The following is a 24,154-nucleotide window of genomic DNA, read 5'->3' as shown; positions in this document are numbered from 1 at the left end:
GGGCCGAAGACGCTGGTCTTCGGCCCGTGCTCTCGGTTGGTGGGCGATGAGGGATTCGAACCCCCGGCCTTGTGCGTGTAAAGCACCTGCGCTAGCCACTGCGCCAATCGCCCACAGGCACAGGAAGTGTAGCACACGCCGCGCCCCTCCCCGCGCGCCCGGCACCGACCGCGCACAAACCGCGCGGGTATACTGGTTGGGGTTCATCTAGCAAAAACAGTGGGACAGGGGGCGGCCCCTTTGTCCCAGCAAGTATGAGACGAAGGGGCTGTCCCCACGTCTCATCGAGATGAGGAGTCCATCCATGTCCTGCGCTCCCACCACCCTGGCCGGCCTGTGCGCGCTGCTCGAGGAGCACGGCGTGCTCGTCTCGGGCATCGACGCCACGACAGACGCCCCCGTCACCGGCGCGGCTTGCGACTCGCGCTGCGTCGCGGCCGGCAACGTCTTCTTCTGCAAGGGCCGCGCGTTCAAGCCCGCCTATCTCGCCTCGGCACTCGAGGCCGGCGCCATCGCCTACGTCTGCGAGCCGGCCCACGCCGCCGAGCTTGCCGCCGCGGCCCCGGACGCCCCGGCGATCGTCGCGAGCGACATGCGCCTCGCCATGGCGCTCGTCTCGGCCGCGGCGTTTGGCAGGCCCGACCTCGACATCCCCCAGGTGGGCCTCACGGGCACCAAGGGCAAGTCCACCACCGCCTACATGTTGCGCTCGATCGTCGACGCCGCCTCGGGCAAGGGCTCCTGCGGCATCATCGGCTCCATCGACACCTACGACGGCGTCGAGGACATCGAGTCGACCAACACCACGCCCGAGGCGCCCGACCTGTGGCGCCACCTCGCCAATGCCCGCGACTCCCAGCTTGCCGCCATGGTCATGGAGGTATCGAGCCAGGCCCTCAAGTACGACCGCTCCCTGGGCGTCGAGCTCGACGTCGCGGCCTTCCTCAACATTGGCAAGGACCACATCTCGCCCGTCGAGCACCCCACCTTCGAGGACTACTTCGCCTCCAAGCTCAAGATCTTCTCGCAGTGCCGCCACGCCGTGGTGAACCTGGGCACGCAGAACCTCGAGCGCGTGCTCGATGCCGCGCACCGCGGGGGCGAGCAGGGCGAAGCGCCCGAGCTCGTCTGCGTTTCCTCGGCTGGCCCCGAGCCCGTCGAGTGCGGCAGCTGCGACATGGTCTTCCCCGACATCTGGGCAACCGACGTGATACCCCAGGGTGCCTCCCTCTCGTTTGTGGCACACGGCACCACGAGGGACGGCCACCCCGCGAGCGGCGAGGTCAGGGATGCCTGGGAGCTCTCCGTCACCATTGGCTTCCCGGGCCTGTTCAACGTCGACAACGCCCTCGTGGCCATCGCCTGTGCCGAGCTGCTCGGCATCGATCACGCCTCGATCGCCACGGGCCTCGCCGCCTGCCGCGTGCCCGGGCGCATGGAGCTCATCGGCAACCCTGGCTCGCAGGTGCTCTGCGTGGTCGACTACGCCCACAACGCCCTCTCCTACCAGAGCTTCTTTTCCTCGATGGCCAAGGAGTTCCCAGGCAGGCGCATCGTGGCGCTCATCGGCGCGCCCGGCGGCAAGGCCTACGAGCGCCGCGTCGAGCTGCCCCAGCAGGCGGCCAAGTGGGCAAGCCACATCGTCGTGACCGAGGAGGACCCCGCGCACGACTCCAACGAGGACATCTGCCGCGAGATGGACGCCAACGTGCCCGCGGGCGCCACGCTCGCCGACGGCTCGCCCGTGACGCACGAGTACGTGCTCGACCGCCAGCAGGCCGTTGCCCGCTGCCTCGACGTGGCCCTCTCGTACAACCAGCCGGCCCTCGTGTGCCTGCTGGGCAAGGGCGACGAGACGCTCATCCACCGCGGCGACGAGTTCCAGCCCATGGTGCCCGACGCCAATGCGTTCAGGGACGCCGCAGCCAAGCGAAACATCAAGATCTAGGAGGCCTATGTCCAGCTACGCAACGTTTCCCTCCAAGCCCACCGGAGAGCTCGCCGAGAGGCTCCGCAAGGTTCGCTACGTCATCACCGACGCCGACGGCACGATGTTCACCGGCGCCAAGGCCACCGTCAACACCGCGGGCGAGCCCTCGGCCGAGCTCGTGCAGACGCTCGTCGAGCTCACCCGCGTGGGCGTGAGCGTCATCCCCTGCACCGGCCGCAACCGCGCCATGATCATGGAGGACGCCCGCGTCCTGGGATTTCCCGGCTGGATTGCCGAGATGGGTGGCGTGCTGTGCACCCGCCAGAGTAGCCAGCCCGAGTGGCACTACTTCACCGGTCGCATGCCCTATGACGAGGGCTGCGGCAAGACCCCGCATGACGTGATCTGGGAGACGGGCGTCATCGACGCGATGCTCGAGCGCTGGCCCGGCCACCTCGAGACCTACCACGACAACGGCGTTGGCTTTGAGTACCGCGAGGTCACGGTCTCCATGCGCGGCGACGCCCCCGAGGACGAGATGCAGGACATGCTCGACCACTGCGGCCTTCCGCTCTACCTGTCGGACAACGGCATGGTCGACCACATCTCCGGCGCGAGCAACCTCGCGTGCGACCACGCCCGCCCGCAAGGCATCCACACCTACCACATCACCCCGGCCGGCGTGAGCAAGGGCACGGGCATCGTGCGCTTCGTCGAGCTCGCGGGACTTGCCCCCGAGGAGGTCCTGGGCGCGGGCGACTCGCCGGCAGACTGCGTCATCGCCGACGCCGTGGGCACCTTCCTGTTCATGTGCAACGGCCTGGGGCACGACCGCGCCGCCGAGGAGCTCGCCGCGCGCGACAACATCCTCGTCTCGACCAAGCGCGCCACCGATGGCTGGGTCGACGCGATGCGCGGCCTGCTTGCCGCCAAGGAGTAGGTCCAGATAGAAAATGCCGAGAGCTGCAAATCGGACACTTAAGGGGCTGCGACCCTGCCCCAACTGTCCGATTTGCAGCTCTCGCACTCTTTCTTTCCGGCAGAAGCACCCAGCTGCGAGGCACAAGGAGAGCCCCAGGCTCCGGAGCGGACATTCCGCAGGCCGTAAGGCCGAGGACGTCCGCGAGGAACCTGGGGCTCTCCGCTGGGATGAATCGAGGCGAGCTTAGAAGTCGATGTCCGTGTCGTAGTAGCAGGCCTTGAGGATCTTCTCGAAGTCCGCGGCCTTGGTCTCGCGCGGGTTCTCCGGGGTGCAGGCGTCCTGCTCGGCGTTGGCAGCGATCTCGGGGAGCTTCGCGAGGAACTCCTCCTCGGAGACCATCTGCGGGTGCTCGGCGTCGACCTTCACGCCGCCGTTGGCGTAATCCTTGATGGACTGCGGGATGTTGAGCTCGTCGTTGAGGTCGCGGATCTTCTGGACCAGGGCAGCAATGAGCTCCTCGTTGGTCTCGCCGGGAAGGTGCAGGACCTCCTTGGCGACGTAGGCGTAGCGCTCGGCGGCACGCGGGTCCTTGGAGTTCCACTGGATGACCTTGCCGAGGTACATGGCGTTGGCGGCACCGTGGATGATGTGGCCGTTCTCGAAGGCGGCACCGGTCTTGTGGGCCATGGAGTGCACGATGCCCAGCAGGCCAGAGGAGAAGGCGATGCCGGCGATGCACTGGGCCTCGTGCATGTGCTGACGGGCCTCCTTGTCACCGGTGTAGGACTTCGGGAGCCACTCGACGATCTCGCGGATGCCGTGCAGGGCGTTGGCGTCGGTGAACATCGAGGCGAAGGTGGAGACGTAGGCCTCCATGCAGTGCGTCAGCGCATCCATGCCGGTGTGGGCGCAGAGCTTGGCGGGCATGGAGTAGGTGAGCTCGGGGTCGACGATGGCGACGTCAGGCGTGATGTTGAAGTCGGCCAGCGGATACTTGATGCCCTTGGCGTAGTCCGTGATGACGGAGAACGCGGTGACCTCGGTAGCGGTGCCGGAGGTCGAGGAGATGGCGCAGAAGTGGGCCTTCTGGCGCAGCTCCGGGAAGGAGAACGGCTGGATGATGTTGTCGAAGGACTCCTCGGGGTACTCGTAGAAGACCCACATGGCCTTGGCGGCGTCGATCGGGGAGCCACCGCCGAGGGCGATGATCCAGTCGGGCTCGAACTCGCGCATGGCCTCGGCGCCCTTCATGACCGTCTCGATGGACGGGTCGGACTCGACGCCCTCGAAGAGCTTGACCTCGAAGCCAGCCTCCTCGAGGTCGGCCTGGATGTCCTGCAGGAAGCCGCCGCGGCGCATCGAGCCGCCACCGGAGACGATGATGGCCTTGGAGCCCTTGAGGTTCTTGACCTCGTGGCGAGCGCCCTCACCAAAGTACAGATCACGCGGGTTGGTAAAACGTCCCATGGTGCATTCCTCCAATTCGAATTCCCAGCCAGTCTGTGGCCAGGCCCGGCCGCCCGTGCGAGCCGCCGGCTCTCCCCGAATAGTGGCGCCCGGACATGCCGGATGCGCCGTGCACAGCTGGATGCCAAAGCCCCTGAGGCAGCCAGCCAAGATGCTGCCACAAGCCATAAAACCCCAGCTTCAGGCCACATCTACATAGGATATTATCCATGTGGGCTTCTCAGTAGTCCGACCTTTCCGCGACCGTTGCAAAACCAGCCGCCCGCAGAAAAATACCCTTCGCCGATTTACAACCTCGATTGACCTCGTTCCGATGGACAAGTCGGCACGGCATGATAAGGGCGCCGACACCCCAAACGGTTGCCGGCGCCCCTCGCGTTTGGTCAGGCTTTTATGAGTCGCAGGTCGTCTACAGACCCGATGCTTCGATGGCCGCAACGGCGCGGCGCAGGCCCTCAGGCGGCAGCACGAGCGCCATGCGGACGAAGCCCTCGCCACCCGGGCCAAAGCTCGCGCCTGGCGTCACGATGACGCCCGCCTTCTCCATGAGCTCGAGGCAGAAGGCCATGGAGTCCGTGCGGCCGTGCGGCAGGCGCGCCCACACGAACATCGAGCCGTGGGCGTTGGGGCGCTCCCAGCCAATCGACTCGAGGCCGTCGCACAGGGCGTCGCGGCGCTCCTGATACCTGCGCTCCTGCTCGCGCACCTGCTCGCGCGGACCGGTGAGGGCGGCGATGGCGGCGCGCTGGATGGGGAGGAACATACCGTAGTCGCTCTGGGCACGCAACTTGCGTACCGCGGCGATGACGTCGGGGCGGCCCACGAGGAAGCTCACGCGGGCGCCGGTCATGTTAAACGACTTGGAGAGGCTGAAGAACTCGACACCCACCTCGGAGGCGCCCTCGTTCTCGAAGAAGCTGTGGCCCTCGACGCCGTCGAAGATAATGTCGCTGTAGGCGTTGTCGTGGACGATCAGCAGGTCGTGGGCGCGGGCGAACTCGATGATCTGGGCGTAGACCTCGGGCGTGCCCACCGAGCCCACGGGGTTGGCCGGCAGCGACACCACCATGTACTTGGCGCGGTCGGCCACGGCCGAGTCGATGCGCGAGACATCGGGCAAGAAGTTCGTCTCGGCACTGAGGGGATAGAAGGCGAGGTCGGCGCCGGCGATGAGGGCCGAGGCGCGGAACAGCGGGTAGCAGGGGTCGGGCACGAGCACGAGGTCGCCCTCGTCGAGAAGGGCCGAGGCCATGCGGCCCATGCCCTCCTGCGTGCCGTTGACGCTCATGATCATGTTGGGCTCGAGGCCCTCGACGCCAAAGCGGCTGGCGTAGTAGTCGATGACAGCTTGGGTGAGCTCGGGCAGGTCTGCCAGAGCGTACTTCCACATGTTGGAGTCCTTGGCGGCCTCGACCAGCGCCTCCTTGACGTGCGCGGGCGGCTCGAAATCGGGCGTGCCCACCGACAGGTCGATGACCTCGCGGCCCTGCGCCTCGAGCTCGCGACGGCGCGCGTTGAGCGAGGCAAACACCTCGTCGCCAAATCGGTCGAGTCGCTTCGAGAACCGCATGGGAACCTCCGTTGTGGGCTTGGGCGCATCGTGCGCGTGCATACAAGGGCTCATTCTACGCCGCGAGCGGGTGGCGCGGCGCGGTAGGACGAGACGGACGCGCAGCAGGCATGCGGGCCGCGGCCGGCACATCAGCCACTAGAGGGTGGCGAGCAGGGCCTCGCAGCCGGCGCGGACGTCGCGGTAGGCGTCGTCGAAGTTGCCGGTCCACCAGGGGTCGGCCACGTCGCGGACGGTGCCGTCGTGCAGGTGGGCGCGCGGGCGAAAGCTCGAGTCCTCGGGGATGAACGAGAGGAGCTTGGCGCACTTGTGCTCGGGATCGTTGTTGAACAGGCGCATGAGCGCCCACTCGTTGTCCTCGTCCATGTAGACGATGAGGCCCCACTTGTCGTACTCCGCGGCGCGGACGCGGCGAGCGTGGTGAGCAACGAGCGAAATGTGCTCGCGGCGGAGCTTCTCGGCAGTGCCGCGGTGCGGCGGGTTGCCGCTCTCCTCGGAGCTCGTACCTGCGGAGTCGATGACAAACTCGTCGGCGCGGCCCGCCTCGTCAACCAGATATTGCATGACGGACTGGGCCATCGTCGAGCGGCAGATGTTGCCAAGGCAAACAAACAGGATGCGGTGCATGGGCCTCCCCTTCTGGAGACATTCGTTTACGCGTCTTTCGATGTTAGCCCACCGCCGCGCGCTCGCCCCGCGTGTCCGTCGCGACAATCCGGGCGACGAGCTCATGGACGTTGCGCCACTTGCAACGGTCCTCGTCCTTCTCTCGGCCGGCCTCTTCCTTGTTAGCCGAAGCATCCGGAACTAAGACACCCCAGCCTTTGCAGTGGACAACAAACGGGCCCGAGCTTGTGTACAGCTCGGGCCCGCGCTGGTTACGCCATGCGCTCGCTGCTATTTGGCCCTACCGCGAAGGCCGCGGACGGGACCAGACGGCAGGGGGATGTTGAGACCCAGCAAGAAGTTGATGAGCCACACAAAGAAGAGCAGCACAAGGATGGGGATGACGCAGTCGGTCACGATCATCACGGCAAACGACTCGACGAGCGTGGCGATGGCTCCCTTGGCCCAGTCGAGCACCGAATTGGCCCCGTTCATGAGCGCGCTGGCGGCGCCCGTCGCGGCGTCGGCCACGCCCTGGCCAATGCCGCCCAGCCAGTTGGCAAAGTCGCTGAGCGGGTTTGACTCACCCGAGTCGTGGTTCGAACTCGAGCTGGAGCCGCTCGTCTCGGCTTGCTCGGATTGCTCGCCCACGGCCTCCGCGCCCTGGTTCACCTGCTCCGCCACGGCCGAGGCGTCGTAGTTGAACGTGCTCTCGATAAGTCCGGACACCCCGACGCTCGCCGGCACGAGCGCTACCATCGCCACCGCGAGCAGCACAAGGCGCAGCACCAGCCCGCGAATCCTCGCGCGCGTGGACTCGCCAAGGCGCGCAAGGAGCAACACGACTCCCAAGCCGCACGCCAGTGGCACCACAATTCTGCAGGCCGCAAGCCCCAGAATCGTAAGCAGATACTTCTCGAGATAGATTGCCGCAAGCACTATGCCCAGGTTGGCCGCGATGTCGAGCAGCTTGCCCGAGATTCCCGAACCTCCCGGGAAGAACGACGTGGCAACCGAGGCCGCCGTCGAGGCACCCACGAGGGCCGTGACGTCCGCTGCCTTCTTGTCGAGCGCCACGATAGTACCGGCATGCGTGTCGGGAGAGGAGGCAAGCGTCGCCAGTGGGAAGAAGCTCAGCAGCGCGATGAGCACCATGGCCACGCAGCCAATGATCTTGGCGCGCCGGCTCAGGGGCTCGCTGCCTTCGGGCGAAGGGATGGGCACGGGCTGCCCAGCCGGTTGCCGCGTCTCGGTCTTCTCGAGCTCGTTCATGGCATGCTCCTTCTCGTCGAATACCAGCATGGGCAGCTCACTGCTTATCTACCCCTCCTCGACGCGCAACGTAGAGCCGGTGCGCCCGCGCTCGACCACGATCTTGCGCCCAATGCTCTGGCGCAGCAGCTCGACGTGGCTGATGATGCCCACGAGCTTGTTGCCGTTCTCGGGGCCCGTGAGCGTGCGCATCGTGAGGGCGAGCGACTCCTCGTCGAGCGTGCCAAAGCCCTCGTCGACGAACATCGTGTCGAGCTCGATGCCACCGGCATGCGCTTGAACCACGTCGGACAGCCCCAGCGCCAGGGCAAGGGATGCCTTGAACGACTCGCCGCCCGAGAGCGATGACGCGTCGCGTTCCTTGCCCGTGAAAGCGTCAAGAACATCGAGGTCAAGGCCCGTTTGCGCACTGCCCGAGGTCTCGGCGGAGAACCCGCGGCGAACGAGCTCGTAGCGACCGTCGGTCATGACGGAGAGGCGCTGGTTTGCCGCCGCAAGCACGCGGTCGAGCCAACGCATCTGCAGGTACGTCTCGAAGCTCACGCGCCTCTTGCCCGAGAGCTGGCCGTTTGCCGTCCTCGACAGCGTGTCCATCTCGGCCAGGCGAGTTGCGAGGTCGCGCGCCTCTCCACCCAGTGCCTCGATCTGGCCGGCCAAGCTCGCGTTGGCCTTCCTGCGCGCACGGACCATCTCACGCTCCTCGTCCACACGCGCTTTCTCGGTACGGGCAGCGGCAAGCTGTGCGGCGGCATCCTCGGCGGACCCGCCATCATGCTCAAGCCGCGCGACCTGCCCCTCGAGGCCGCGCTTGCGCTCCTCGAGCACGTTGAGCTGGCGCTCCAGTTCCGCAGCCTTCGCCTGGGCGGCTTCGAGCTGGCAGTCGAAGTCCTCGACGAGGGCGCTCTTGCGCGCCCGCTCAGACTCGACCTCCTCGCGAGAGCCCGAGCTCAGCTGCGCGCCAATCGCCTCGGCGGCAGCGTGGGCGCTCGCCAGCTCGCGCTGCGCGACAGCGGCCTCCTCCCGAGCCGCCCCCATCGCCTCCTCGAGCGCGGCAACCTCCTTTTCGCTGGAAGCCACGCGCTCCTTGGCCTCTTTCAGCTCACCGACGGCACGGGTGGCCACCTGCACGCGCTCTTCCGCGCCAGCGAGCGCATCCCCCGCGACGGCGAGGGCGACGTTGGCCGCTTGGGCGTCCCGCTCCAAGAGCGTCCCCGCGAACTCGTTGAGGGCGGCCTCGCGCTCCCTGAACCTGGCCTGTGCCTCGTTTGCCGCATCCTGGCAGGCAGCCGCTCGCTCCTGAAGGGTGACCTGGCACTTCTCGGCCCGAGCGACCAGGATTTCGTTTTTCTCGAGCTCATCGACGCGTGCGAGAAGAACGGCAAGCTCTCGGTCTGCCTCCCTCTTCTCGCCCGTCAGCTTGGCGCCCAGCGCCTCGATCTGCTCGCAGGTGCCAAGGCGTTCCACGGCGGCATCGAGCTCTGCCTGCGCGGTCTCGGCCTGCTTGCGGGCCGCGGCCACGGCGGCGGACTTCTCGTTGGCGCAACCCGCTGCCTTGTCCGCCCTCTCCTTGGCACGGTCGAGCTCGTCGCGCGTGGGAACCGCGCCCTCGTGCACCGTGGGATGGGGATGCGCGGTCGAGCCGCACACGGGACAGGGCTCGCCCTCCCTGAGCTCGGCGGCCAGCACGCCCGCCTGACCATCGAGGAAGGCCTGGCGAAGCGCCGTGTAGGCCCCGTCCTTCGCATTCATCTCGGTACGAGCCGCAGCGTAGACGCTCGTTGCCCTCTCCAGCTCGTCAGAGCGCTCGGCAACGGCAACCTCGCGTGCATGAACCTCCTGGTAGTTCGCGCGCGCCTCGGCAAGCTTGCGTCCAAGTTCAACGACGGCTGCCCTGGCGCGCTCGCACTCGGCTGGCGCGCCGGCCAGCGAGGCCGCGCGGTCGTTCAAGCCCTCAAGCTCGGCACGCGCCGCCTCAAGGTTGGACTCCGCCTGCTCCAGCTCGGCTTCCTTGGCCTTCGCGGCATCCCCCAGCTTCTCGAGCTCGGCCTGGCGGTGCGCAAGCTCGGCGAGGCGCTCGCAGGCCTCCTTGGCCTCCTCGAATGCCTTCCGTGCCGCGTCTTGATCGCCCTTGGCGCGCTCGAGTTCAACGGGGGCATCCGCGTGCGCAGCCATGCGGGCACGCCCCAGCTCGAGCCGCTCGCACGCACCGTCATGGTCGATGGCGAGCTTCTCGGCAGCGCTCTGCTTCGCCTTGGCCTCCTGGGCGGCCTCGACCTCCTCGGCCCTTGCCTCGTCGAGCCTCCTCAACGCCTCGAGCTCCTGGTCAAGGCGTGCCACCTGGGCGGCAAGTCCCTCGCGGGTGGGCTTGCGCGCCTCGAGCTCCGCAAGCTTGTCGCGCGCGGGCGCCACCTTCTGCCCCGCCGCCACAAACTCGCTGGCGGCCTGCGCAAGTTGCCTCTTGCAATCGGCAAGGCGGGTCGCGCGGTCTGCCAGGGTCACGAGCCGCTCGACCTCGCTGGCCGCGCTGGCGCACGTCTCGTCAAGGGCAACGAGCGCCCGCCCATCGGCCTCGTCTTGCTCCGCGATAAGGGCCAGGGCCTCGTCGGCGTTGGGCAGCGAGGCCTCACACAGGGCCTCCGCCCTCTCTGCACGCTCCTCGCCCTCCACCTGGATGTTGGGCACGAGGGCAAGGAGCTTCTCCCTGCCTGCGCGGCCCCGCTCCTCAAGCTCGCCCGCACGGGCCTTCAGGGCCCTCTGGAAGCTCTCGTAGGGAGCCGTGCCAAAGAGCCTGCGCATGATCTTGCCGCGCTCGCTGGTGTCTGCCTTGAGGAGGCGGCGGAAGTCTCCCTGCGCGATCATCACCACCTGCGAGAACTGGTTGCGGTCGATGCCCAGCAGCTCCTGGATTGCCTCGTTGGCCTCCTTCATGCGCGTGATGGGCGCCTCGCCCCCAGCCATGAAGCTTACGCCGGCGAGCTGCGTCGCCATGCCCTCGCCGCGCTTCTTGGGGCGCTCGTACTCGGGGTTGCGGCGCACGGTGTAGGCCTTGCCATGGTGAACGAACTCGAGCTCAACGTAGGTGGGCGTCTCCTTCTTGGCAAAGTCGCTGCGCAGGCTGCGCGTGGTGCGGTCCGAGCCGCTCGCCTGCCCAAACAGGGCAAACGAGATCGCGTCGAAGATGGTGGTCTTGCCGGCACCCGTGTCACCGCAGATGAGGTAGAGGCCGTGCGCGCCCAGGCGGTCGAAGTCGATGGTGACCTCGCCCGCATAGGGGCCAAACGCGCTGATGGTGAGTTTGGTGGGTCTCATCTACTTCTCCTCAATCTTCTTGAGCTCGTCGACGACCACGCCGCGCTGGGCATCCGTGAGCTCGCTTCCGTTCTGCAGCTCGTAGAACTCGCAGAACAGGTCAAGCGGGCTCGCGCCGTCCTCGCCCGCCGCCGGGGCGTCCGAGGACACGCCGGCGGCGCGCGTTCGGGCGTTGTCATACTCGAGGCTCATGACGTTGGGATAGACCTCGCGCAGCTGCGCCAGGGCGTCAAGCACGGGGTTCTCGTCGGTCAGCACGGCGTAGATGTAGTCCTCGCGGCTGGTTCCGGGCTCGCCAGCGACCTCGCTCGACACGAGGCGCTCGAGCGGCCCTCGCAGGCGGCGCAGGTCATGGAGGGGCTCAAGCGCCGCGAGCTCGATGGCGGGCTCGTCGCCGGGCTTGCCCAGCTCGACCAGGGTGGCTGACTTCTGGCCGCGCCACTCGGAGAGGGAGTACTTGAGGATGGAGCCAGAGTAGCGCACGGCATCGCGGCCCACGCGCTGGGCACCGTGGACGTGCCCCAGTGCCACGTAGTCAAACGGGTCGAACACGCTCGCGTCGACGTTGTCCATGCCGCCCAGCGACAGCTCCGAGGCGCAGCGCTCGGGCGAGATGCCGCCACTCGTCACGAACTGGTGGGCCACGCAGACGTTGCGCACGCGCCGGCCCTCTTCGTCAACATCACGCAGCTCGCAGGCGTCGACCACCACGCGCAGGGCGTCGGTGTAGTCCAAGACCTGCGCGTCCGGAAAGAAGTGGCGCACCGTTGCGGGCTGCAGGAAGGGAATGGGCCAGACGTCGACCGGGCCAAGCTCGTCTGTCAGGCGCACGGGCTCGATACGGCCGTCGAAGACCGGCGACACGTGGATGCCCTGGTTGGCGAGCAGGCTCGAGGCATAGGCCACGCGCTCGGCCGAGTCATGGTTGCCCGCGGTCACGATGGCCGGGACGCCCGTGGCGGCGAGCTGGGCGAGGAACCAATCGACGAGGGCCACGGCGTCCGCGCTGGGCATCGAGCGGTCATAGAGGTCGCCCGCGACGAGCACCGCATCGACGCCGCGCCCGCCAATCATTCCTATGACCTGCTCGAGCACATGGCGCTGGTCCTCGAGCAGGGAAAACTCGCACACCGACTTTCCGATGTGCAAATCCGAGATGTGCAGCAGCCTCATGGCCCCTCCCTAGGGTCGAACCGGGATCGAATTCCAATTGTCTCCATTGTATTGCTCGCCCCTGACACTATTTCTCAGTCACGTGACAGGGGGCTGGTCTTCCGTCTCCGCAGATTGGGGACAAAAGACCCGCCCCCGTCCCCGCGCCCCGCGTCCCGCGTCACCGGGCGTGGGCCAAACGGCCCACCCGCATGTCTCCCCACCGCTTATAGGCGGTAAAACCACTTATAAGTGGTGGTGGAATACGGCCACAAACCACATATTTGAGCCATGCCGACTCAAGACACATACTCCCTCACCTGCGCCTTTGCGAAGAAGTTCGCTCTGCGTCTGCGCAGTCTGCGCGAAAGCAGGGGCCTCACCCAGGAGAAGGTCGCCGAGCTTGCCGGCATGAACACGAACACCTACCAAAAGTACGAGCGCGGCATCCTCGACGAGGACAAGCCCGCCAACCCTCGCCTGTCGTCGCTCCTCTCGATTGCCAGCGCATTTGAAATGGACGTGAGCGAGCTGCTCGTAGTCGAGTACGATAGCTCCGTCACCGGACGCGCGACCCTAGCCGGCCAAAACCTCGACCCAGCCTGGACAGGGCAGCACCGCGACGGCGTAACGACCATATAACTCCAGCTCGGAGGTCACATGTACGGACTGCAGGCCGAGGCCCACTTCGACGGTGCCCACTTCCTCACCAACTACTACGGCAAGTGCGAGAACCTCCACGGCCACCGCTGGCGCGTCGTCGCCACGATCGAGGTCGAGCAGCTGCAGGACGGCACCGGCGCCGGAGGCGGCCTTCGCGAGGACGGTACGCAGACCGGCGACGGCACGATGCGCGACATGGTCGTCGACTTTGGCGTCTTCAAGCGCGTCGTCGCCGAGGTAGCAGGCGAGCTCGACCACACCTTCCTCGTCGAGGAGGGGTCGCTTGCGCCCGCGACCATCGCGGCACTCGAGAGCGAGGGCTTCACCCTGACCATCCTGCCCTTCCGCACCACGGCCGAGAACCTCGCCCGCTGGTTCTACGAGCGCCTCGAGCAGCGCGGCCTGCCCGTCTCGCAGGTCGAAGTCGACGAGACGCCCAACAACCGCGCCTTCTACGCTGCAAGCGGTCACGTAGGCCGCTAGCTGAAGCTTTGTCGCTCCATTTGCACTGGGGTGCCCCGCTGTCAACACCCGAACATAGCGTGACGGCCTTGTGGTCGTTTCAGAATCGCCATCCTTAGTGTCCGATTCGCGTTGCATCATGGGTTCACAGGAAAACGAACACGTGTTTGCGAGCGGAGGCGAGGCACATGACAGGCACCACACCCCGGCGCGCGGCCATGCCCAGCGACCCCACAGACACAGGGCACGTCTACCTCTGCATCGACCTCAAGAGCTTCTACGCCTCCGTCGAGTGCGCGGACCTTGGGCTCGACCCGTTTAAGACCAACCTCGTCGTGGCAGACACGAGCCGCGGCCCCGGCACCATCTGCCTGGCGCTCTCCCCCGCCATCAAGGCCTGCGGCCTGTCGGGCCGCCCACGGCTGTTCCAGATTCCCAAGAACATCCGCTACCGCGCCATCAGGCCCCACATGCGCCGCTACATGGAGGTATCGGCGCAAATCTATAGCATCTATCTGCGCTTCATTGCCAAGGAAGACATCCACGTCTACTCGATCGACGAGTGCTTCATCGACGCCACGCCCTACCTTGCGCTCTACCAGACAGACGGGGCAGGCCTCGCGCGTATGCTCATGGACACCGTCTATGCCGAGACGCGCATCTGCGCCACAGCCGGCGTGGGCACCAACCTCTTCCTCGCCAAGGTGGCGCTCGACATCCTCGCCAAGCACGAGCCCAGCCACATCGGCGTGCTCGACGGCCCCACGTTTCGCCAGAAGATCTGGCACCATCGTCCCATCACGGACATCTGGCAGGTGGGCCCGGGCATCGCGCGCAGGCTCGCCCGCCTGGGCGCCTACGACCTCGCGGGGGTCGTCGCCATCGACGAGGCAACCCTGCGCCGCGAGTTCGGCGTCAACGCGGTCCACCTCGCCGAGCACGCCCGCGGCATCGAGAACTGCACCATTGGCCAGATCCAAGCCTACGAGCCGCAGCAGCACTCCATCAGCGTGGGCCAGGTGCTCACGCACCCCTACACGGCAGACGAGGCGCTCACCGTCGTGCGCGAGATGGTCGACGAGGGCGTTCTCGACCTCATCGGCAAGGGCCTGGCCTGCGGCCACGTCTCGCTATGGGTTGGCTACCACATGGATGTGACGGACTGGGAGCTCGCCTGCGTCCGGCGCGGCCCGCACGCCGCGGCCTCGCACAAGCTCGCGGCCCACACCTCGTCGCGCGAGGCGCTCATGCGCGAGGTCGAGCGCCTGTTTGCCGAGGTCGTGGACACGCGGCGCAAGGTCAAGCGCCTGAGCATAGGCCTTGGCGCCCTCATCTCCCAGAGCCTTGCCGAGCCCACGCTGTTCGTAGACGTGCAGGCCGAGGAGACTGAGCGCAGGCTCGTCGCCACGACGCTCGCCGTAAAGCAGCGGTTTGGAAAGAACGCGATCATCCGCGGCCGAAGCTTCCGCGAGGAGGCCACGGGGCGTGACCGCAACGCACAGGTGGGAGGACACCATGCATAACAGCCTTCTTGGTTCGGAGAGCTCGCCCGTGGCACGCGCCGCCACCCCAACCGACGCCGCGCAGTTCATGCCGTTCGCGGCCCTCACCGGCTACTACGACGTCGTGCGCGAGCAGGAGCGCGTCCGCGAGCCGCGCCACACCATGACCGAGGAGCGCACCGAGCAGATCTCGCGAATGCTCTCGCGCCTGGACAAGGGCAGCGAGGTGCGCGTCACCTACTACGCGCGGGACTCCTACGAGACCTGCGTGGGTACGGTGCGCCAGATCGACGCCGCCTTCAGGACGCTCGAGCTCACGCAGGGCGGCTCCCGCTCGAGCAGGCGCATCCTGTTCGAGGACATCTGGGAAATCGACTGGCTCGGCTAGGCACGGTCCGACGCCTCGCCGAGGCACGGAGGGCGGGGTCGGCGGTTCCGTCACCACGGGCGTAGTCCCGCACGGCCAGCACGGGGCGGCAACCACCCGGGGCGTCCGCGCGTACAATGGCACGGACACGAGAGGAGCCCGCATGGCAGAACAGACAGCGAGGTACGAGGAGAGGCGGCGCCTCGAGGCAGACCGCTTCGAGGTCTCCGTTGGCAGGCTGCACGTCAACGACGCTGACTTTCCCTACTCGTTCATACGCATTCGCCCGGGCGTGTGCGTCCTGCCCCTCATCGAGGGCGAGGGTGAGCCCCAGACCGTGCTCATCCGCCAGTTCCGCCCCGCCACGGGCAGCATGCAGGTCGAGCTTCCGGCCGGCGCCATCGACGAAGGCGAGCAGCCCCGCGACACGGCGGCGCGCGAGCTGGCCGAGGAGACGGGCTACGTGGCCTCCGAGCTCGTTGACCTGGGCCCCTTCCACCCCTCGCCCGGTGCCACCGCTGAGACGATCCACCTGTTCCTTGCCCGCTGCGGCGGGCAGACGAGTGACGCGCGCCCAGACGCCAGCGAGGACATACGCCAGCGGGTGGTGCCCCTCTCCCATCTCGAGGGCCTCATCGCAAGCGGCGAGTTCCGCCACGGCGCGGGGCTCGCGGCCTGGGCGCGTGCGCAGGCGCGCGGCCTGCTGAGCGACCAGGCACAACCGGCAACGCCACGGCCCGCGCCGCAGGCAGGGGATGTCGCGCGTGCCGCCGGCCAGGCGGAGATGCGCTCATGACAAGCGAGTCTCCCCTCGACATCCTGCGGCGCGTCTTTGGCTACCCAAGCTTTCGCGCGCACCAGGAGCAGATCATCGACGCCGCCCTTGCCGGGCAAGACGTCATGGCCGTCATGCCCACCTCGGCAGGCAAGTCGATCTGCTACCAGGTGCCCGCCCTGGCCCTCGGCGGCCTCACCGTCGTGGTGTCGCCCCTCATCTCGCTCATGAGCGACCAGGTCTGCGCCCTGCGCGAGTTGGGCGTCGCCGCGGCCTGCCTCAACAGCTCGCTCGCCGCGCCCGACCGCCTCCAGATTCTCGACCAGGCGCGGGCGGGCGAGCTCACGCTGCTCTACGTGGCGCCCGAGCGCCTCGACGACCCCGCCTTTCTCGACCTGACGCACGAGCAGCCGCCCCGCCTGCTCGCCATCGACGAGGCCCACTGCATCTCGCAGTGGGGCAACGACTTTCGTCCCAGCTACCAGCGCATTCGCGAGTTCGTCGACCAACTCGAGACCCGCTGCCCCGTCATGGCGCTCACCGCAACCGCCACCCGCCAGGTGCGCGAGGACATCGAGGGCTCCCTTGGCCTCGAGAACCCCCTGCGCGTCGTGGCGAGCTTCGACAGGCCCAACCTCTCGTTTGCGGTCGAGCGGCCCACAAGCAGGCGCGCCAAGGACGAGGCGCTCGCGCGCTTCGTCGCCGACCGGCCGGAGCGCAGCGGCATCATCTACTGCATGAGCCGCCGCTCCGTCGAGCAGGTCTGCGACGACCTCTGCGAGCGCGGCATCGCCGCCACCCGCTACCACGCGGGTCTCTCCCCCGACGAGCGCGAGCGCAACCAGGCAGACTTCATCTATGACCGCAAGGCCGTCATGGTGGCCACGAACGCCTTTGGCATGGGCATCGACAAGAGCAACGTGAGCTACGTCGTGCACTACAACCTGCCACTCTCGCTCGAGAACTACTACCAGGAGGCGGGCCGTGCCGGCCGCGACGGCACGGCGGCCGAGTGCCTGCTGCTCTACAGCCCCGCGGACGTCCACACGGCGGAGTTTCTCCTCTCGCGCACCGAGCGCTCGGACCTCACGCCCGAGCAGCTCGAGCAGCTGCGCCAGGCAGACGACGCCCGCCTGCGCCAGATGGTCTTCTACGCCACTACCACCAACTGCCTGCGCTCGTTCATCCTGCGCTACTTTGGCGAGGAGGCCCCGGCCTACTGCGGCAACTGCTCGAACTGCCTCGCAGACTTCGAGGAGACGGACGAGCGCACCAACGCTCTCAAGATCGTGAGCTGCGTGGCCCGCGTGCGCCAGCAGGCCCGCGCGCAGGGAATGTATGCCGAGAGCGTTGGCGCGGGCCTCATCGTCGACATCCTGCGTGGCTCGCGCGCCGCCCGCGTGCTCGAGCGCGGCTACGACGCCCTGTCGACCTACGGCATCATGGCAGACGTCCCCGTGCCGCAGATTCGCTCGCTCATCGACGAGCTCGTCTACCGCGGCGTGCTCGGCCGCTCGGCGGGCAACTTCCCCACCATTACCCTCACCGCCCGCAGCGGCGCCTTCCTGCGCTCGACCGAGCCCCTCCTCGTCAAGGTTGCCAAGGGCAGGCCTCGGCCGGCCAAGCGCGCCCGCACCGCCCAGGACGCAACGGCGGAGCGCGCGGACCTCACGCCCGAGCAGGCCCAGCTCTTCTCGGCCCTGCGCACGCTGCGCACCGAGCTCGCCCGCGAGCAGCAGATTCCGCCCTACCTCATCTTCAACAACGCCACGCTCGAGGACATGTGCCGCAAGCGCCCCCGCAGCACGGAGGAGCTGCTCGAGGTAAGCGGCGTGGGCGCCAAGAAGGCCGAGCGCTACGGGGAGGCCTTCCTCGAGGCCATCGCCAACGCGCCCGGCTGGTCGCCCGAGCGTTTCTGATCGGTGAACTTCGCCAGGCGGCCCGGCGTGGCGTGGCACGCGCCTCGCATCGCATTCCTACAATTGCGCTAGGAGATGATTTGCATGGACAACGCCACCAAGAGCTCGGTCCAGGAGGCGCTCGCGGCGCTGGGCCTCTCGCCCAGTCGCCTCATCAAGGACACCACGCGCGAGCAGCGTATCGAGATCATCGAGCGCTCGCTGTCGTGGTGTGGCGAGGGCAGCTGCGACAACTGCGGCTCGTGCCGCCTGGGGTCGGGCGACCCCTGGAAGACCTACGCGCCCTACATCGACGGCCTCAAGGAAATCGACGAGATTAACGCCGAGATAGCGGCGGCTCGCGAGAGCCACCTCGAGCGAGGCTAGCGGCCCGTCGGCTACAATCGCACAGAGCACAAACACACCGCCGCGCCCATCCGCGCGGTACAGCTACGCAAAGGAGAGCACATGCGCACCGTGAACGTTGGCATCATCGGCCTGGGCACCGTGGGCGGCGGCGTCGCCCGCCTCATCCTGAGCCACCACAACGAGTATCTTGCCAGCTATGGCATCGACCTGGGCATCGCCCGCGCCTGCGCGCTCGACCCCGGGGCGGCCCGCGCCTGCGGCATCGCCGACGACACCTTCACCACCGATTGGCACGACGTCGTGAGCGACCCGGCCGTCGACGTCGTAGTCGAGCTCATCGGTGGCGAGCACCCCGCCACCGAGATCTACGAGGCGGCCTTCGCCAACGGCAAGCACGTCGTCACCGCCAACAAGGCCCTGCTCGGCCGTCACGTCGAGGCGCTTGCCGCCAAGGCACGCGCCAACGGCGTGCAGCTCAAGTGCGAGGCGAGCTGCGGCGGCGGCATCCCCATCGTGAGCACCCTCGAGCACGACCTCGTGGGCAACAAGATCCTCACCATCGCCGGCATCCTCAACGGCACCACCAACTACATCCTGTCGCGCATGGAGTCCGAGGGCGCCGACTATGCCGACGTCCTGGCAGACGCCCAGGCCAAGGGCTACGCCGAGGCCGATCCCTCGGCCGACGTCGACGGCTTTGACGCCGCAAGCAAGACGGCCATCCTCGCCTCGATTGGCTTCCGCACCCGCGTCACCACCGACGACGTCTTCCAGCAGGGCATCCGCACCATCGCCGCTGAGGATATCGCCGCCGCGCACGAGCTTGGCTACACCATCAAGCTACTTGGCATCGCCCGCAACACCAGCGACGGCGTCGACGTGCGCGTACACCCCACAATGATCCCGCTCGACCACCAACTCGCCAAGGTCTCCGGCGCCATGAACGCCGTGTACGTCGTGGGCGACGCCGTAGGCGAGACGATGTTCTACGGCGCCGGCGCCGGCTCCTTCCCCACCGCGAGTGCCGTCGTGGGCGACATCCTCACCCTCGCCGACCCCATCAGCCACGGCTCGGCGCCCCTGCCCGAGGCCGAGCCCTTCCAGCACACGCTGCCGCTGCGCCCCATGGACGAGCTCGAGACCAAGTACTACGTGCGCCTTGCCGTCGCCGACCGCGTGGGCGCGCTCGCCGAGGTCGTCAACGTCTTCGCCAAGCACGACATCTCGATCTCGCTCATCAACCAGCTCGAGGACGGCACGGCAGACGGCGACGCCTGCTCCGTCATCTTCCTGACGCACGAGGCCCTCGAGAAGAACATGCAGGCCGCCGCGGCCGAGCTCACGCAGGCGAGCTGCGTGCGCGCCGTCGCCAACGTGCTGCGCATCGAGGACACCAACGCCTGGACCGATGGCGTCATGGCCAACTAGCCGCAGCTCACAGTACTCATCGCCACAAAGAGGAACCCTCCGAAGCCAGCTTCGGAGGGTTCCTCTCGCTATCTGCGTATGCGTGGCGCCTAGGCGAGCGCGGCGGCGATGGCGGCGCAGAAGGCCGGGATGTCGTCGGGGCAGCGGCTCGTGATAAGCGTCTGGCCGTCGGAGTCGTCGACGTGGGCCTCCTCGTCGACCCACACGAAGCCGCCGTTCTCCATGTCGATGCGGTTGAACTCGCAGCTCGTCACCGTCTTGCCCTTGGCGACACCGGCGTTCACGAGCAGCCACGGGCCGTGGCAGATGCAGGCCACGACCTTCTTGGCGTCCATGAATTCACGCATGATGCGGTGCGCTTCGGGGTTGATGCGCAGACGGTCCATGTTGACGGTGCCGCCCGGGACGATGAGGACGTCGTAGCCCTCGGCGCCGGCCTCGGCGAGGCTCTTGTCTGGCACGATCTGCTGAGAGTCGTAGCGGTCGCCCGTGACGCAGTCGACAGGGTTGCTCGCCGCGGCAATCGTGACCTCGGCGCCAGCCTCGCGCAGGAACTTCGCAGGCTCGAGAAGCTCGGGCTCCTCGGTGCCGTAGCCCTCGACGATGATCAGGGCGCTCTTTCCGGTAAGGTCTGCCATGTTCCCTCCTTTGGTGCGGCGCGAGGCCGCGAGGATTCTGCCAACAGTGGCAGCGTACGCATCAAAGGTAGGCCGCAAACCCTCTAATTCGCGAGCGGGGGCATGCGGTCGGCAGACAAGCGCCCTACTCGACGCCGCGCTCAGAGAGGCCCACGCAGCCCTCACGCTCCACGGCCTCTCCCGCCAGGGCGCGCACGCAGCGCCCAACGCCGCGAGCCGCCTGCTCGAGGGGCACGTTCCTGGCGTCAACCAGCAGGCGGCCCACCCCCGCCCGCGCCAGCTCGAGCGCCTCGGGCACAAGGTCGACCGGCTCGTCGAGGTAGACGCGCGACCTACCGCGTCCATCGGTCCTCACGGGCAGGGCGCGCTCGTCGATGTTCACGAGCCAGTGGCTCTTGTAACGGTACCGACAGTTCGCATGGTCGCGGTCGCACGCGTAGGCAACCTGCAGCGCGCAGTGTTCGCAGGTCATGAGGCGCGGCCGACCAAAGACGCACGCGCCAACGGGCAGGGCGCCCGCGCGGGCAAGGCGGCACATCTGGCCCAGCGACAGCTCGGGCGAGAGCCAGGCGAGGCAAGCCCCCATGGCGTCGAGCGCGCGCAGGGCAGCGGCGTTGTGCGCGGGAATGCAGCCGCGCGCCTCGGCCAGGGCACCCCGCTCGCAGGCAAGCGCCAGCTCGGAGACGTTTCCCACCGCAACGGACCGCCCCTCCATGACCCAGGGATCAAGGCGGGCGTGGTCGCCCTCGCGACACACCTCGTCGAGCACGGGCACAACCAGGCCGCGACGCACCTCATCCGCCAGCCCCTCTGCAGGCTCACGGTCAATGACGTCGAGGTAGATGCGGGTGGCACCGGCCTCGCGCAGCTCGCGCGCGTCGTCGGGGGCGCTCACCAGCGCACAGATCTCACAGCTCTCGCTCAAGCCTGCTCACCGCCTCGGCCGCCTCGCACACCAGCTCCACGCTCCGCGTCACACGCACGTCGGCGCCAGACGGCACGGCGCGCGGCACCCTCACCACAACGCGCTCGCCCGCAGCCACCGCACGCGGCGCCACAACCACCAGGAAGCGCGTGGGCTCGCTCGCGTGGCGCAGCTCGAGCGAGTCGCCGGCGTCCACTGGGGCGTCGAGCTCAAGCTCGATGGTGCCCCTTAGCTGCTGGCCGTCGCGCGGGACAAAGCCCGGCTCGGGCTCAAAGCCCAGCACGTGGCCCACGAGCTCGCCTCGGTTGCCGCTGCGCTCGTAGCTCATGAGGCCGTTGCCAGACTCGCCGAGAAGGTAGCAGTCGACGAGCCCTCGATTGAAGCTGCGTTTGAGGCGGCGGCGCAGCGCCTCCCCGTTAGGCTGCCCGCCCGCGGCGAGGGCGTCGAGCGCCACGCGGTAGGCGCTCGTCACGGCATAGACGTAAGGGCTCGGCTTCATGCGGCCCTCGAGCTTGAGGGAGGCCACGCCCGCACGGGCGAGCGCACGCACGTCTCCCACCACGCAGTTGTCGCGCGTGCACAGGGCGCGCTCGCGCTCGGCCGGCTGCAGGCGCACGCCCTCCTCTCCCACCAGGTCAAACGGCAGGCGGCAGGGCTGGGCGCACATGCCACGGTTGGGAGAGCGGCCCTCGCGCAGAAAGCTCGAGAGCATGCATGCCCCCGAGTAGCTGGGGCATATTGCCCCGTGCGAGAAAACCTCGAGCTCAAGGCTGGTGCGCCCGGCAATCGCCGCGATCTCTTCCAGCGGCAGCTCGCGCGAGAGCGTCACGCGGCTCGCGCCCAGCTCCTCGCACAGGCTCACACCACGCGCGTCGTGCACGTTGGCCTGGGTCGACACGTGAATCTCGGCCCCGGGCAGCCGGCGACGCACCTCGACCAGAAAACCCCAGTCCTGGATGATCAGGGCGTCGGCCCCGGCGTCAAGCACGCGCACGGCGTCGTCGACGGCACCGGCGAGCTCGTCTTGTGCCACGACCACGTTCATCGTCACGTAGACACGGGCGTCATGGGCATGAGCCAAGCTGCACAGGCTCGCAAGCTCGTCGAACGATATGCCGCCCGCGCGACGGCGCGCGTTGAGGGTGCCCGTCACGCCGCAGTAGATGGCATCGGCTCCCCCGGCGATGGCGGCAAGGAACGCCGCGCGGTCGCCCGCGGGGGCCAGAAGCTCGGGTATGTCATGCTCGCGTGTCATGGGCTACGAGTCTAGCAAAGCTCGCGCGGGCCCTACTCGGCAGGCTCCATCGAGACGAGCTCAACCTTCCACGCAAAGTCGTGCGAGGTCAGGCCGTGGCCGCCCACGACCATCTCACCCACCTGGTTGTCGAACGGATCGTTGCGCAGCACGTCGCAGGCAGGCGCAAGATTACCCTCGAACTGCGCGTTTGCCACCATGCGCCACGGCCCCAGGTTGCCAAAGTAGAAGCGGCGCCGTGCCTCATCGCCATCGCGGCGGGCGGCGGAGCCAAACGAGCAGTCGGCCCAGAGCCAGCCCAGCCCCCCGACGTAAAACATCGCCCAGTCGTGCGGGCCCACATGGTCGGGTGCGGCATACAGACCGCTCTGCCAGCGGGCGGGCACGCCACCCAGGCGACACAGCGTGATGAACGTGAGCGCAAAGACGCCGCAGTCTCCCCGCAGCGACTTAGCGCAGTTGTCGGCAATGCCGTCGAGCAACACATAGGCGGGCTGGAAGCGATAGTCCACGTTCTTGGTCACGTAGTCATAGGCAGCCCGCGCGCGCCCCAGCGCGTCGCCCTCGGCAAGGCCCGCAAAGATGCGGTCCGCGAGCGCGCGCAGGTAGGGGGTAAAAGCAACGTGTGGCCGATCCTCCCGCAAGTCGGCGAGGCAGGGCGCGGGAGCCATGCCGACGCGCGGTGCGGGCGCGGCCGGGGCGTCCGCCCACAGGTCTGCGTAGGGGGCGCAGATCGTGTACTCGTACTCGACATAGAAGCCGCGCGTGCCCTCTCGCTCCCAGTACATCGTGCGCTGCGGCGCGTCCTCGGCGGCAGCGATACCGCCCGGCGTGGCGTCGACCACGCGCATGTCCGCCTGCTGCGGGCACGCGGCCGGCAGCGGCAGCCAGCACCTCACCGGCGTGTCGGCGCCAATCTCAACACCCTCGCCCGCCTCGATGCTCGCGCGGATGCGAACGCGGCGCGCGGCGTGACCCCGCTCGCGCATCTCGTCAATCGTGGCGAGCTGCTCCGTGCGGTCGGGCGCAGGGCACGAGAGCCCCGGCACCTCCTCGGGATACTTGCGCAGCGCGTCGAGAAAGCTCGCGAGGAAACGCTGCTCGCCCTCGACGAGACGCCAGTCGATGCGCCCGCGGTCAATGAGGGCGTCGAGGTCCCCCTCGCCAAAGTCGGGCCACTCGGCACGAATCTGGGCCAGGGCCTGCTCGCGCGTCACGCAGAAGTCGCGCGGCGCCCGCAGCATGCGGGCGCGCTCGGCACGCAGGCAGGCGGCGAGCTCGGGGCGCGCTCCGGCGGCGAGTTCGTCCTCGATGAGGCGAACGGCGTGCGCGAGCTCGCCCGCGTCCTTGAGGCGCGCGATCTCTGCGGGAAGCCCGTCGTCAAGGTGTCGGATGTCCTCGTTCGTCGCGTCGAATTCGCCCATCTCGTCTTTGCTCCCCGTCTTCTCGTCATGGCGCGGGCGCTGCGGGCACAAGGTCCGCAGCGCCACATACGCCCCATGGTAGCCCTAACGAGCTCATCAAGGCTCGCACCAACCGCTCGCCGGACCCGCGGGGCACCGTTCGCCGCAAATTTGGGCTATGCCGCACGGCCGCGCATATCCAGGCGGCAGGCAGGGGCGCCCGCCGCACCCAAGCAGAACA

20 protein-coding genes and 1 tRNA gene are annotated in these 24,154 nt (G+C 68.0%); 10 read left to right on the top strand and 11 right to left on the bottom strand.

The window, feature by feature from the left end:
- Positions 1 to 37: 37 nt before the first annotated feature.
- Positions 38 to 113: transfer RNA gene (locus Q3866_RS03825), tRNA-Val, on the bottom strand.
- Positions 114 to 304: 191 nt separating this feature from the next.
- On the opposite strand from Q3866_RS03825, the gene Q3866_RS03820 reads away from it, so the two are divergent.
- Both Q3866_RS03820 and Q3866_RS03815 read left to right on the top strand, forming a co-directional pair.
- A complete protein-coding gene (locus Q3866_RS03820) occupies positions 305 to 1,948 on the top strand; it encodes a Mur ligase family protein (RefSeq protein ID WP_301829747.1) in 1,644 nt (547 codons plus the stop codon).
- Positions 1,949 to 1,955: 7 nt separating this feature from the next.
- Positions 1,956 to 2,870 carry an HAD-IIB family hydrolase gene (locus tag Q3866_RS03815; RefSeq protein ID WP_301829745.1) on the top strand — a complete coding sequence of 305 codons (915 nt, stop codon included), beginning with the start codon at positions 1,956 to 1,958 and terminating at the stop codon, positions 2,868 to 2,870.
- Positions 2,871 to 3,095: 225 nt separating this feature from the next.
- Here the strand turns inward: Q3866_RS03815 and Q3866_RS03810 are convergent, their stop codons facing one another.
- From Q3866_RS03810 to Q3866_RS03785, 6 genes are all read right to left on the bottom strand, one after another.
- The gene (locus Q3866_RS03810; RefSeq protein ID WP_301829744.1) at positions 3,096 to 4,319 is read right to left on the bottom strand and encodes an iron-containing alcohol dehydrogenase; all 1,224 of its coding nucleotides are present in this window, start codon (positions 4,317 to 4,319) and stop codon (positions 3,096 to 3,098) included.
- Positions 4,320 to 4,728: 409 nt separating this feature from the next.
- Positions 4,729 to 5,889: a pyridoxal phosphate-dependent aminotransferase gene (locus Q3866_RS03805; RefSeq protein WP_301829742.1), complete on the bottom strand. Its 1,161-nt coding sequence runs from the start codon at positions 5,887 to 5,889 to the stop codon at positions 4,729 to 4,731.
- 138 nt (positions 5,890 to 6,027) lie between these two features.
- Entirely contained in the window at positions 6,028 to 6,516 is a 489-nt protein-coding gene (locus Q3866_RS03800; protein ID WP_301829740.1) for a low molecular weight protein-tyrosine-phosphatase, read from the bottom strand.
- Positions 6,517 to 6,786: 270 nt separating this feature from the next.
- Positions 6,787 to 7,797, bottom strand: coding sequence for a hypothetical protein (locus Q3866_RS03795; RefSeq protein WP_301829738.1), 1,011 nt, complete (start codon positions 7,795 to 7,797; stop codon positions 6,787 to 6,789).
- Between the two features lie 18 nt (positions 7,798 to 7,815).
- A complete protein-coding gene (locus Q3866_RS03790; protein ID WP_301829736.1) occupies positions 7,816 to 11,076 on the bottom strand; it encodes an SMC family ATPase in 3,261 nt (1,086 codons plus the stop codon).
- A complete protein-coding gene (locus tag Q3866_RS03785; RefSeq protein ID WP_301829735.1) occupies positions 11,077 to 12,249 on the bottom strand; it encodes an exonuclease SbcCD subunit D in 1,173 nt (390 codons plus the stop codon). It lies immediately after the preceding gene.
- A gap of 270 nt (positions 12,250 to 12,519) precedes the next feature.
- Between Q3866_RS03785 and Q3866_RS03780 the strand changes: the two genes are divergently transcribed.
- From Q3866_RS03780 to Q3866_RS03745, 8 genes are all read left to right on the top strand, one after another.
- Positions 12,520 to 12,870 (top strand): helix-turn-helix domain-containing protein, encoded by a 351-nt coding sequence (locus Q3866_RS03780; protein ID WP_293673326.1) that lies wholly within the window; start codon positions 12,520 to 12,522, stop codon positions 12,868 to 12,870.
- An 18-nt stretch (positions 12,871 to 12,888) separates the two neighbouring features.
- Entirely contained in the window at positions 12,889 to 13,374 is a 486-nt protein-coding gene (locus Q3866_RS03775; protein WP_301829732.1) for a 6-carboxytetrahydropterin synthase, read from the top strand.
- A gap of 167 nt (positions 13,375 to 13,541) precedes the next feature.
- Complete coding sequence (locus Q3866_RS03770) at positions 13,542 to 14,876, top strand: DNA repair protein (protein WP_301829730.1); 1,335 nt, start codon at positions 13,542 to 13,544, stop codon at positions 14,874 to 14,876.
- Positions 14,869 to 15,243 carry a YolD-like family protein gene (locus Q3866_RS03765; protein WP_301829729.1) on the top strand — a complete coding sequence of 125 codons (375 nt, stop codon included), beginning with the start codon at positions 14,869 to 14,871 and terminating at the stop codon, positions 15,241 to 15,243. Before Q3866_RS03770 ends, Q3866_RS03765 begins: the two co-directional genes overlap by 8 nt.
- A 142-nt stretch (positions 15,244 to 15,385) precedes the next feature.
- The gene (locus Q3866_RS03760) at positions 15,386 to 16,018 is read left to right on the top strand and encodes an NUDIX hydrolase (RefSeq protein ID WP_301829727.1); all 633 of its coding nucleotides are present in this window, start codon (positions 15,386 to 15,388) and stop codon (positions 16,016 to 16,018) included.
- The gene (gene recQ / locus Q3866_RS03755) at positions 16,015 to 17,916 is read left to right on the top strand and encodes a DNA helicase RecQ (protein WP_301829725.1); all 1,902 of its coding nucleotides are present in this window, start codon (positions 16,015 to 16,017) and stop codon (positions 17,914 to 17,916) included. The genes Q3866_RS03760 and recQ overlap by 4 nt, the downstream gene beginning before the upstream one ends.
- An 84-nt stretch (positions 17,917 to 18,000) precedes the next feature.
- On the top strand, positions 18,001 to 18,282 hold the full coding sequence (locus tag Q3866_RS03750; protein WP_301829722.1) for a hypothetical protein: 282 nt from the start codon (positions 18,001 to 18,003) through the stop codon (positions 18,280 to 18,282).
- An 81-nt stretch (positions 18,283 to 18,363) separates the two neighbouring features.
- The gene (locus tag Q3866_RS03745) at positions 18,364 to 19,692 is read left to right on the top strand and encodes a homoserine dehydrogenase (protein ID WP_301829720.1); all 1,329 of its coding nucleotides are present in this window, start codon (positions 18,364 to 18,366) and stop codon (positions 19,690 to 19,692) included.
- 89 nt (positions 19,693 to 19,781) lie between these two features.
- On the opposite strand, the gene Q3866_RS03740 is transcribed toward Q3866_RS03745, so the two are convergent.
- The 4 genes from Q3866_RS03740 to Q3866_RS03725 form a co-directional block, all read right to left on the bottom strand.
- Positions 19,782 to 20,330 (bottom strand): DJ-1/PfpI/YhbO family deglycase/protease, encoded by a 549-nt coding sequence (locus Q3866_RS03740; protein WP_293674181.1) that lies wholly within the window; start codon positions 20,328 to 20,330, stop codon positions 19,782 to 19,784.
- A gap of 124 nt (positions 20,331 to 20,454) precedes the next feature.
- On the bottom strand, positions 20,455 to 21,255 hold the full coding sequence (locus Q3866_RS03735; protein WP_301829717.1) for a U32 family peptidase: 801 nt from the start codon (positions 21,253 to 21,255) through the stop codon (positions 20,455 to 20,457).
- Entirely contained in the window at positions 21,239 to 22,510 is a 1,272-nt protein-coding gene (locus Q3866_RS03730; RefSeq protein WP_301829714.1) for a peptidase U32 family protein, read from the bottom strand. Before Q3866_RS03730 ends, Q3866_RS03735 begins: the two co-directional genes overlap by 17 nt.
- 32 nt (positions 22,511 to 22,542) lie before the next feature.
- The gene (locus Q3866_RS03725; protein WP_301829713.1) at positions 22,543 to 23,934 is read right to left on the bottom strand and encodes a transglutaminase-like domain-containing protein; all 1,392 of its coding nucleotides are present in this window, start codon (positions 23,932 to 23,934) and stop codon (positions 22,543 to 22,545) included.
- Between the last annotated feature and the right edge of the window lie 220 nt (positions 23,935 to 24,154).

It is taken from the genome of uncultured Parolsenella sp. (assembly GCF_958346945.1).
Classification (GTDB): domain Bacteria; phylum Actinomycetota; class Coriobacteriia; order Coriobacteriales; family Atopobiaceae; genus Parolsenella.
The sequence above is the reverse complement of the archived record's forward strand: the minus strand, read 5'-3'. Positions and strand labels throughout refer to the sequence as shown.

Coding starts and splice junctions, on each gene's coding strand:
- Q3866_RS03775 (WP_301829732.1), top strand. CDS start 12,889: ATGTACGGACTGCAGGCCGAGGCCCACTTCGACGGTGCCCACTTCCTC.
- Q3866_RS03815 (WP_301829745.1), top strand. CDS start 1,956: ATGTCCAGCTACGCAACGTTTCCCTCCAAGCCCACCGGAGAGCTCGCC.
- Q3866_RS03730 (WP_301829714.1), bottom strand. CDS start 22,510: ATGACACGCGAGCATGACATACCCGAGCTTCTGGCCCCCGCGGGCGAC.
- Q3866_RS03820 (WP_301829747.1), top strand. CDS start 305: ATGTCCTGCGCTCCCACCACCCTGGCCGGCCTGTGCGCGCTGCTCGAG.
- Q3866_RS03800 (WP_301829740.1), bottom strand. CDS start 6,516: ATGCACCGCATCCTGTTTGTTTGCCTTGGCAACATCTGCCGCTCGACG.
- Q3866_RS03785 (WP_301829735.1), bottom strand. CDS start 12,249: ATGAGGCTGCTGCACATCTCGGATTTGCACATCGGAAAGTCGGTGTGC.
- Q3866_RS03780 (WP_293673326.1), top strand. CDS start 12,520: ATGCCGACTCAAGACACATACTCCCTCACCTGCGCCTTTGCGAAGAAG.
- Q3866_RS03795 (WP_301829738.1), bottom strand. CDS start 7,797: ATGCTGGTATTCGACGAGAAGGAGCATGCCATGAACGAGCTCGAGAAG.
- Q3866_RS03810 (WP_301829744.1), bottom strand. CDS start 4,319: ATGGGACGTTTTACCAACCCGCGTGATCTGTACTTTGGTGAGGGCGCT.
- Q3866_RS03805 (WP_301829742.1), bottom strand. CDS start 5,889: ATGCGGTTCTCGAAGCGACTCGACCGATTTGGCGACGAGGTGTTTGCC.
- Q3866_RS03725 (WP_301829713.1), bottom strand. CDS start 23,934: ATGGGCGAATTCGACGCGACGAACGAGGACATCCGACACCTTGACGAC.
- Q3866_RS03760 (WP_301829727.1), top strand. CDS start 15,386: ATGGCAGAACAGACAGCGAGGTACGAGGAGAGGCGGCGCCTCGAGGCA.
- Q3866_RS03770 (WP_301829730.1), top strand. CDS start 13,542: ATGACAGGCACCACACCCCGGCGCGCGGCCATGCCCAGCGACCCCACA.
- Q3866_RS03740 (WP_293674181.1), bottom strand. CDS start 20,330: ATGGCAGACCTTACCGGAAAGAGCGCCCTGATCATCGTCGAGGGCTAC.
- Q3866_RS03790 (WP_301829736.1), bottom strand. CDS start 11,076: ATGAGACCCACCAAACTCACCATCAGCGCGTTTGGCCCCTATGCGGGC.
- recQ (WP_301829725.1), top strand. CDS start 16,015: ATGACAAGCGAGTCTCCCCTCGACATCCTGCGGCGCGTCTTTGGCTAC.
- Q3866_RS03750 (WP_301829722.1), top strand. CDS start 18,001: ATGGACAACGCCACCAAGAGCTCGGTCCAGGAGGCGCTCGCGGCGCTG.
- Q3866_RS03765 (WP_301829729.1), top strand. CDS start 14,869: ATGCATAACAGCCTTCTTGGTTCGGAGAGCTCGCCCGTGGCACGCGCC.
- Q3866_RS03745 (WP_301829720.1), top strand. CDS start 18,364: ATGCGCACCGTGAACGTTGGCATCATCGGCCTGGGCACCGTGGGCGGC.